General features: G+C 55.5%; 7 protein-coding genes and 1 pseudogene. 5 read left to right on the top strand and 3 right to left on the bottom strand.

The annotated features are described in order from the left end of the window. The first annotated feature begins 349 nt into the window (after nucleotides 1–349). Nucleotides 350–1,099: a tyrosine-type recombinase/integrase gene (locus tag AC13EY_RS16250; protein ID WP_233048394.1), complete on the top strand. Its 750-nt coding sequence runs from the start codon at nucleotides 350–352 to the stop codon at nucleotides 1,097–1,099. Between the two features lie 157 nt (nucleotides 1,100–1,256). Here the strand turns inward: AC13EY_RS16250 and AC13EY_RS16255 are convergent, their stop codons facing one another. Then, nucleotides 1,257–2,009, bottom strand: coding sequence for a hypothetical protein (locus AC13EY_RS16255; RefSeq protein ID WP_233048395.1), 753 nt, complete (start codon nucleotides 2,007–2,009; stop codon nucleotides 1,257–1,259). Nucleotides 2,010–2,377: 368 nt separating this feature from the next. Here AC13EY_RS16255 and AC13EY_RS16260 point away from each other — a divergent pair, with 368 nt between their 5' ends. Continuing rightward, nucleotides 2,378–3,130 carry a hypothetical protein gene (locus AC13EY_RS16260; RefSeq protein ID WP_482875861.1) on the top strand — a complete coding sequence of 251 codons (753 nt, stop codon included), beginning with the start codon at nucleotides 2,378–2,380 and terminating at the stop codon, nucleotides 3,128–3,130. 879 nt (nucleotides 3,131–4,009) lie between these two features. On the opposite strand, the gene AC13EY_RS16265 is transcribed toward AC13EY_RS16260, so the two are convergent. Then, on the bottom strand, nucleotides 4,010–4,282 hold the full coding sequence (locus AC13EY_RS16265; RefSeq protein WP_482875863.1) for a hypothetical protein: 273 nt from the start codon (nucleotides 4,280–4,282) through the stop codon (nucleotides 4,010–4,012). Nucleotides 4,283–4,390: 108 nt separating this feature from the next. Further along, nucleotides 4,391–7,063 carry an autotransporter family protein gene (locus AC13EY_RS16270; protein ID WP_482875865.1) on the bottom strand — a complete coding sequence of 891 codons (2,673 nt, stop codon included), beginning with the start codon at nucleotides 7,061–7,063 and terminating at the stop codon, nucleotides 4,391–4,393. A 436-nt stretch (nucleotides 7,064–7,499) separates the two neighbouring features. Between AC13EY_RS16270 and AC13EY_RS16275 the strand changes: the two genes are divergently transcribed. The 3 genes and pseudogenes from AC13EY_RS16275 to AC13EY_RS16285 form a co-directional block, all read left to right on the top strand. Continuing rightward, on the top strand, nucleotides 7,500–8,150 hold the full coding sequence (locus AC13EY_RS16275; protein WP_233048399.1) for a hypothetical protein: 651 nt from the start codon (nucleotides 7,500–7,502) through the stop codon (nucleotides 8,148–8,150). Nucleotides 8,151–8,265: 115 nt separating this feature from the next. Then, nucleotides 8,266–8,658, top strand: coding sequence for a hypothetical protein (locus tag AC13EY_RS16280; RefSeq protein ID WP_233048400.1), 393 nt, complete (start codon nucleotides 8,266–8,268; stop codon nucleotides 8,656–8,658). A gap of 114 nt (nucleotides 8,659–8,772) precedes the next feature. Beyond that, nucleotides 8,773–9,043, top strand: a pseudogene (locus tag AC13EY_RS16285) (DUF4158 domain-containing protein); the annotation flags it as partial.

Here is a 9,043-nt window from a genome sequence, read left to right on the forward strand (position 1 = left end):
CTATAGCCTTGGTCGACGACCAAGGCCGCTGCATCATGTTTGAACTCGACCGAAAAGGATCGACGTTGTTTGCTCATTGAACACCTCGCTGATGGCGATTCTACCGCCTAACTTGGTGTCCGGGATTAGTAGACCACTACACCTGACTGCTATTCGCCATTACCGTGATACCTGGGGTGGGCTACTGCCGGCATCGCCGGATTCAATTTCTCGTTACATTGCGAAGTACGCTGGGAAGGTATCCGTATCGACCTCAAGGGTTCGCCTGTCCGCCCTTTCTAAATGGCATAGCTCACAAGGCTTCCATGACCCAACTAAGGCGCCTGAAGTCAAAGAGGTGATGAAGGGCTTGGCAAAGATCTACAACGCCCCTCAGAAGTCTGCCCCACCCTTTACCTTTGATCACCTGCGTGCTGTTTGCGACCGACTGGAAGAAGACAAAATCAAGGCCATCCGTATGGAAGACAGGCCTAAGCTCCTGCAGGTTCACCGGGATCTAGCCCTCTTCCTGACCGCGTTTTGGCAAGGGCTGCGTTCGGACGAAGTATCACGAATCCGGATTGAGGAAACCGTGGTCCTGCCAGATGAAGAGCTTCGGTTCTTCCTCCCGCATTTCAAGAACGATGTGCACTCCAACGGGCGTGAGTTTGTTCTCCCGGCCATGCAGCTTTACTGCCCGGTCAATGCTGTTCAGGGCTGGCTTGACGTGTCGGGCTTGCTTGAAGGGCCATTGTTTAGAAAGGTCGATCGCTGGGGAGGGATTTCAGAATCAGGGATCAACAAGCGGAGCATTGAGGGGATACTGAATCGTGCGGTTGAGGGGCTTTTTGAAAACAAGGTGAAGTTCACCACTCACTCTTTCCGTAAAGGCTTTGCCGATTGGGCATCGAAGAATGATTGGGACATCAAGGGATTGATGGACCATGTTGGCTGGGGATCAGAGCAGTCAGCCCTGCGCTACCTGCCGGGCAAGAAGAACTATGGATCTTTACTTCTGGACCGCCCTTCTGTGCTGAAGCGTGTCGTTACAGAGGTTGAGGACAACGGGCGCTCGGTTGCTACTACCCCCCCAAATCGACGACAATTGTTTGGCACTTAATCGTGTAGTCAGCTGGTGAGCAGTAGTCAGGGAAGATGTGGAAAACTCACCGGCCCAAAATAGGCGCTTACGCGCCTTTTTTGGGATCGCTGAACTCTTCTGTATTTGGCCCGGCACCAGTCAGGCATCCTCGCTCTACCCTGCGCTAGCCGTTTACTCAAAACTCCTCGCACTCATAGACAAATACATTGCCCCGGAAACCTCTCCAGCAAGTAGTCCGCTTACCGTTCTTCAGGCGATAGCTGTATTGCGCCAACCCCGCTGCACCATTCGGATTGATTTTGAACTCATGGGACATGGCCGCTAGCCGTGCGTGATTCTCATCGGCATATTCCATCATGGCTGCGTTTTCGTCGGACCTGCTATCCCGAAGCATCGCCTGGTAATCACGCTCGATCGCTGCGCGCCCTATAACCCGCTCCCGCGACCTGAGGTCGCTTTGCGTCAGGGCGGCCGGCTCCTGCTGGTAGATGCTTACCAAAGCACGATTGTTCCATCCCCTGCCGTTGATGAGGCCTTTAATCAGTGATTTTTCATCGCTCAATGTTTCGCCATCGACTATGTGGGCGTCGAAGATACTATGATCGCTGGCTTTCTCACCCAGCGGATCATTCAGGGAAAGCTCGCACTTGTTGCCATTGCAGGTCTTTACAAAGGCGTACGCTTGGAACGACTTCCCTTGGCATAAATCCTCGAAGCGACTGTCTCTCATCCCTCCGATCAAGCTGCTCTTTGATGACAAGCACTGCTCCAGGTCAGAACTTGAAACTGGCTGCGCTGAGTCATAGGGGGACTTCGATTCAGTCTCAACGTTCAAACTCACTGCAAGCACCCACCCCCCCAGCACAAGACCCAAGCAAAACAGGATTACATATACCGGGTTCAATCCCTTCACATCTTCGCCTGACATTTACTGCTCCTGAAAAAAATCCCTATCACGTTCGAGCCCTTTCGAGCGCGCAGACTATACCAATACTTTTGAAGGCCCAGAACAGCGTCTGAAACGAAGCCTGCAGGGGGCTCTCGAGATCCCAGCTTGGGCTTCAATACCGGTCTGGAAGCCTCAGCTGCATGCTTTAGAAACCAGCGCTCGCTAACCTGGTTCGGTAATGGGTTGCAACACTGGCCTGTGGCACTATTATTGAGTCACAGCCGCGTCATGCTGAACCTACTGCCGGGTTAAACGACGTTCTCTCCGTGCTATCGAATCCAGTGACCGTGCCCTTCCTCCGGTCGGTGCGTAATCGGCAGACATCGACCTAGAATCAGGAATCTGGCATGTCTGAACCTACCTACTTTGTTACCGAAGCTGTAATTCGTAACCTCAAAAAGCAAGCTGAACGCCGTTTCAAAGGGGTTCGCTCCGCGCACATGAGCGAGGCCGTCGCTGCCGCATTGGGTTTCCGAACTCATGCTGCTCTGAGATCCTCTCTTGCAGGCCGAAAGACCACCGAAGCGACTAAGCCGAGCAACCGACGTGCAATTGAGCGGTTGCGCCAACTGGGCTACAACCCATCCGAGGATCTGAGGTTGCTGCCGGAGCTGGATCGGTCGTATTCGCCATTCTCGACCTTCCCGCTCAACAGCAATCGGGGTGTTCGCTGGTGTGGTTGGCGGAACTTAATGATTGCCGCCATCAATGCCGGTATGGAGCAAGGCTTGTTTGGGCTTTCGCCTGGTGAGGACTGGTGGCCTGGCGCTGACCCTCAGAACAACGGTGGCGCCGGGGGGCAGTACCGCTTCACCTTTGATGGAGATCTTCCGGCCGTCGTATCTGTGTCGGCTGTTGCCGGCGACGAGCTATCAATTCACGTTCTGCTGGCGCCGAGGAATGATCAGGTTGAGGCTCATCTGAGTTCGGGCCTTGAGGATGGAGCCGCATTTGCGCATGGCTGGCTTGAACGCCGGCTTGGCGCATGGCTGATGGATGGCGGCGAAGCCTACTCTTGTAAGCGTGCGCTTCAAGCGCGTCTGGCGGCCGTGGATGTCAACCCCTTGGGATATGCCGATCAAGGTAGCTTTATCGGCTGAACGTCCCTCTGAGGCCGACAGAAGGAAGGTTGCGGCGTAGTGGTGCCGCAACCCTCCCCCGTATCTACCTGGCGCAGTCTAACGGCTGATCCTTCAATGCTGACCACTCTGCCTGGTATCCAGAGTGGTGATCCCCATCGACAACGACTGTTTGGTTGCACACCGGTTGGACTTGGCTCAAGTAGCTGTCCAGTACCGTTGCAGGGATGACTCTGTCGTCTGTGCCTACATAGTGGCGCTGTGGAACAGCCCTCAGCTGCAGTGCGTACAGAGTGGGTTTCAACGAATCCTGCAGGGGGAGCAGATTTCGGGACCGTGTCCACGCTGCGTGATCAACGTTCCCGGCAAGTGTCTGGACCATGCCTACGTCACGGCGCTGTGCTGCAACGAGTAAGGCCACGGTTGCGCCTCCGGAGTGACCTACAAGCTCAAAGTCCGAAACCCCGTACTTTGATTTCAGCGTGTCCAGCACCGCCAAGTACACATCAATCACAGTCTGGCTGTACCGGGCAGATGTCCATACTGGCTTGCTGCACCCCACGCTGCTGATGAATTGGCATGGCCGGGCTAGATAGATTGCAGGTACGTCATCATTGACGGCCATATACAGCACAAGGCTCTGCCCTGGGGTTGGGTCATCACTCACTACCCTGCTTGTTTTCCATGCGCGGCCGTCGCCCTCAATGTAGACGCGAAGGCGTTCATAGTTACCTGGTCGAGGTACAAGAGCCTGCAGGCGATACGAGCCGCCTTCCAGAATCTCAGCGTGCAAGGCGCTGCCTTGTGCCGTCGCCTGAATGTTCAAGGGGACGTGGCTACAGGCTGCAGTCGCGAATAGGCTGGCAAGGATGAGGCTGCGGAGAAGGTTGGTCATAGGCTTTAAGCGTTGGCCATCTGAGATTTTGGTTTGCGCTCGGTCTTGGTCAGGCTGGTCTGTTCGATCCCCGTCTTGGGTTTGAGCGGGAACAGTATCCCGCCCCTGCAGTGGTGAGCCAAACCATCGCGCTCAACGTAGTACACCTCATCGCTGCCAAACCCGGGGATATCCCAAACCCCATGGAAGGATTTGATGGTGACGTAGCATCCGTTGATCTCGGGGGCGTTCTTGCTCCCAAGGATTATGGCCGGGTCACCGGTGTTAAAGCGGCTCATACACGCCTCGACATTGGTTGTTGGTACCGACGAAGCCCGCATAAGCGGGCTTTGGGTTATCCAGAAAGGAAAGACCCGCCTCGCGGCGGGTCTTGGTACGGCAGTGGATTAGAAATCCCAGCGAGCGGTCAGGCTGGTGGTGCCTGCGCGGAAGTCAGCCTTACGGGTGTAGTCGTATGCTGCGCTCAGGCTGAGGTTGTCCTTGTTCCACTCAACACCTATACCGGCTTCATAAGTCCATTTGCTGGACTCGATACCCGACGTTGCAAAGGAGTTGCCACCCAGAACGAAGGAAGAAGTGGTGTCGGTGTCGTCTTGGATCAGGTCGCGATAGGCCATGATGCGAGCGGACGGCTTGAACGCGCCATAGTCGGCATCGAGCTGCAGACCGGCACCGATATCAAATACTTCCAGACGCTGATCACCAGTGGTCAGGGCTGCGGCGCTGCCACGTTCGGTGTAGCCGTCGATATCGACGCGGGTGTATCGGGTACCGATAACCGGAGCGACCATCAGGTTGCCATCGAGCTGCAGGTCATAACGTGCGGACAGGTTCGCAGACAGGGTGTCCGAGTCGTAGCCAGCCTTCAGAGTGTCGCCGGCGACACGGCGCTTCGCGTCGTTGTCACCCATGCCGTAGGTCAGACTGCCGTCAACAGTGACCGGGCCTTCAACCCAGGAGCCGTAAACGCTCAGGGAGGTGCTGGATACGTCGGTCTTATTGCCGTTGTCGGAGGCCACGTCGGTGTCGATATGGGCGATCGCAAAACCGATTGTGGTCTGGTCGTCGATCTTGCCGTCGGCGCCGATGATCAGGCCTTTGGAGTCTGCGTCATAACCTGCAATACCACCACGGGAACCTTGGTCGGTGCGACCGTCCAGAGCCTTGATCCAAACACCGGTTTCGATAAAGGTGTCACCGGCGTTGGCGCCGAGGGCGTTGGTACGGCTGGTCAGGGCGGAGCGAGTCAGGCCAGCACTGTTCAGGGATGCGGTTTGAGCGCCGCCGTTGGTTTCCGGCTGGAGCTGAGCGCCCAGCATACGCAGCTCTGCGTCGCTGGCATTCATGAACCGCTGATAGAGCGCGCTGTCAGTCGGAATGTTCGCCAGTACGCCATCCAGGAACGCAGCAGTTGCGGCAACACCATTCTGGTCGAGACCGATATCTTCCAGTCCACCAGTTGCTTCTTCGCCGGTGGCCAGCGCGATGTCTGCGGTCATCGACGTGCCAGTGGTCTGTACGTTGGTCAGGGTGAGCAGCGGAGTTGCTGCACGGACGTTGGCACCGTGGTCAAACAGTTCAGAGGCGCTCAGCAGCACGAACGTGGTTTTTTCACGGGTGAACTCACCTTGGCCAGTGGTGACAGTCAGCGAGCTACCGTCAGCCAGACTGATCACGCCATCGGTGGCAACAATTGCTTGGCCTGCGTTGGTGTCGTCGCCGACATAGGTGGCCAAAGTAGCGCCATCGGCAACAGTAATGTCGCCGGTGAACTCAGTGTGCAGCTCGGCCAAATAAAGAGTGCCGGAAACCACATCGACGTTGTTGGCTTCAAACAGCTCGGCAGAGACCAGTACGTTGCCGTTGATGAACGCGCGACGGATACCTTCGATGTCGCCGAAAATTTGGCCGCCATTCAGATACAGATTCGACTGGAAGTTACCGTCGATCGCTGAGCCACCGGATACGATGGTGCCGCCGGCGTTCTGGGTAATGCGATACAGGTTTTCGGAGTTGCTGGTATCGCCTGGGTCGGTGTTGAACAGGTCGTTGGTGATGCGAATGCCTGTGTCTTCGGCGTAAATGTAACCCTCGTTGACGATGCCGTTGGTGACGAGGAAGTCAGCGATCTGATCACTGCCCTCAGCCGGGGTACCGACTTCGATATTCTGGTTGCTCAGGGACTCGCGAATCTCGATACCAATGGCGCCTTCGCCGTTAGCGGAAATGGTGCCGGAGTTATAGACGCGGTTGTAGTCAGTTTCATCAAGACGCAGAGCAACACTTCCATCGCCGGTCACGCGGATGAGGCCAGTGTTCTCAACGTCGGTACCGACTTGCTGCTCGTCCAGCCCAAGGTTTACATCGCGAAGCTCAAGGCCGCGCGCTTGAGCGCCGCTCACAACAATGTCGCCGGAGTTGATTACGTCACGGCCGATATCGACGAAGCCCTGCGCGCCGAAGATTCCTGAAGTGGCATCTACCAAAATGCCATGCGCATCATCGGCTTGAACGTCGATAGTGCCACTATTGATGACGTCTCCGGTGATCTCGGTATTGGTGATCAGGAGGCCGGCAGTCGGGTAGTCCAGTTCTTCCAGGTCAGGGTCGCCGGCGCCACGGTCGTCACGAACACGGATAGTGCCAGCGTTCACGATATTGCCAAGAGCATCATCAACTACGCCTTCTGCGCCGACTTCAACGCCGACGACTTCCATTCCGGCAACGTACGTTCCGGTGATGTCGATCAGGCCGTTATTGACGATGCTGCCGCCGATCTCAGATGTTTCATTGTCGCCGTAAATGATGAAGCCCGGGTCAGAGCTGTCTGTCAGTGTGAACGATGCGTCGTTGGTGATGTTGTTGGTCACGGTGCCAACAGAAACAGCTGCACCAGAGCCAACCAGCTCGGCGCTTCCCTCAATCCGGATCTCATCATGAGAGTCCGCAGCCACGTAGACCATGTCGTCGTTGTTGGCGGTCACGGTCAATGCACTGGCATTGCTGGCGGCAGCTGCGATGGCGATGGCCAGTACGGTTTTATGAGCGAGTTTTGCCACTGAGTATTCCTTTTCTTGGTTTGGACTTGCGTCCGCGACCCGGTCTGGCGCGGATTTCTTCATTCCAAAATGATCTTAACGACCGCTTTTCTGGAATCCACTCAAGTAGGGAACCTTTCTCAAACCCAAGGTTGGGGGCTGAGATTGCCTGCTGACTTAATGGTCAGATTTGTGACCCCCAGCACGCCTCTGGTGTCATAATTGGTGTACCGCTCATCAAAAAAACCGGCGTCAAAGCGTTGCCTAATGAGTTGAGTGATGCCAAAATGCTTGCATTCTGGAGCCCCATGATGGGTATTCAGGCATAAAAATTTGTCTGCTGTGATGCCTTATTGGCACGGAGCGGATAAGACAGACAGAGCGATGACCCGTTTTTGACCAGGACGTCAAACACCTGGCTGGACCGGGCAACACTAGGGATGTGGGGGGGAGTAGTATGCGGCAGGTACTTGAGTGTACGGCGGATGCAGTTTCATCGAATCTGGACCCGATGAAGGCACGCCAACGGAAAGTTGTAGAGAATATCAGGGAACTCAGTGCGAACTTTACACTTCGCCAGGTAGCAAGTATTCATCGGATCAGCATGCCTTCTCTTCAGGAGCTGGCCGAACAGAATGACATCACCTTTCTTGATACTAGCGGCACCCGCTCGAAGCGCATTAGCAGCGAGCTTATCGCGCGTGAAAGATCTCACGTCGCCGCCCTGGTTCATCGCTCCATAGTGACGCGTAAGCCGGTAACTTCACTCGACTCAGACAAGATCTCACCCGCGCTAGCAGAACTCGCACGACGTCGAGATAACGAAGAAACGAACGCGTTCATTGATCATCTCCGCGAGCTGGGCAAGACCAACACCCGCGCCCAAGCCGCCAAACTGGCCGGCATCTCTCCGTTTTTCATGCGCACTTTGGCGTATGAGCACGAACTGGAGTTTACTGACGACACAGTGGTCCCTGATGGCTTTGCGGACCACGACAATGTGGCCAAGCTCAGTAAGAGCCTTTTTCGTGTGACCCGGTCCTTACCAGCCAACACCTTACAGCTCATGCAGCGCTTTATGCTGAGTGACGCCCCCGACGAGCTCTGAGCCATCCCTGTGCGGGTGGGCATGACCTTGTCCACCCCTCATCTACAATCTGTCCTACTTGATCCCCTGCCCCTTTGCCGCTTACCGTCACTGATGCCTCAAACGGAGATCCTGCATGGCGATTACTCAGAAGTACCTCGAGAGAAAGCGCACGAATGTAAGCACGCCCGAGACCCGGGACTGGTTTCATCACTGCACCAGCAATGGCCTGCCTTATGTAGAGGTACGAAACCTCAAGAGCAACATAGGCGTTCACTGGGACCACATCACACTGAGCCTCAGTGCAGAAGAACGGTTCCTAGCTAGGTATACGGAGTTTCGTGCGGGCGTAGAAGCGATAGTTAAACGCTGGGGGAGCGATGCTTCAGAGTGGCAGGTTTCTCAGTGGACGGTATGGATCTGGAAGCTAGACCTTGATTCGGCCAGAAATGCGGCGTGTGAGTTGTACGACCTTGGGGTTCTAGGGATTTTCCGTCCAAATGCGACATTCAGACTGCTAAGTGATTGATTTATTGTGACTGGCTATGTGAACCGCCAAAAAAGTAATACCCCTCTGGAGGCCGCCGACCGCGTGGGCTCCAGAGCACTTTCTCGTTTTTGGACGGGAAATCCCTAGAACCCCTTATATGGAGCCCCCGCTTTCACCTCCGCCGACCAACGCTTCTTTTTCTCGCTGAACGATAAGGAACTGGCGATCGCTAAAAGCCTCCGTCATCGGGGCCAGCGTTACATGCTGGTGGTACTGCTGGGCCATTTCAAAGCCAAGCCGGTGGTGCTGAATCCCGGCTTTCATCAGATCAAGCAGGACCTCAAATACGTTTATCAAACCGTTCTACCAGGCCCAGGCTGTAGACCCTTTAATCTCACGCCAAAAGAGAACGAACGGATTTACC

The organism is Halopseudomonas sp. L-58 (assembly GCF_056859475.1).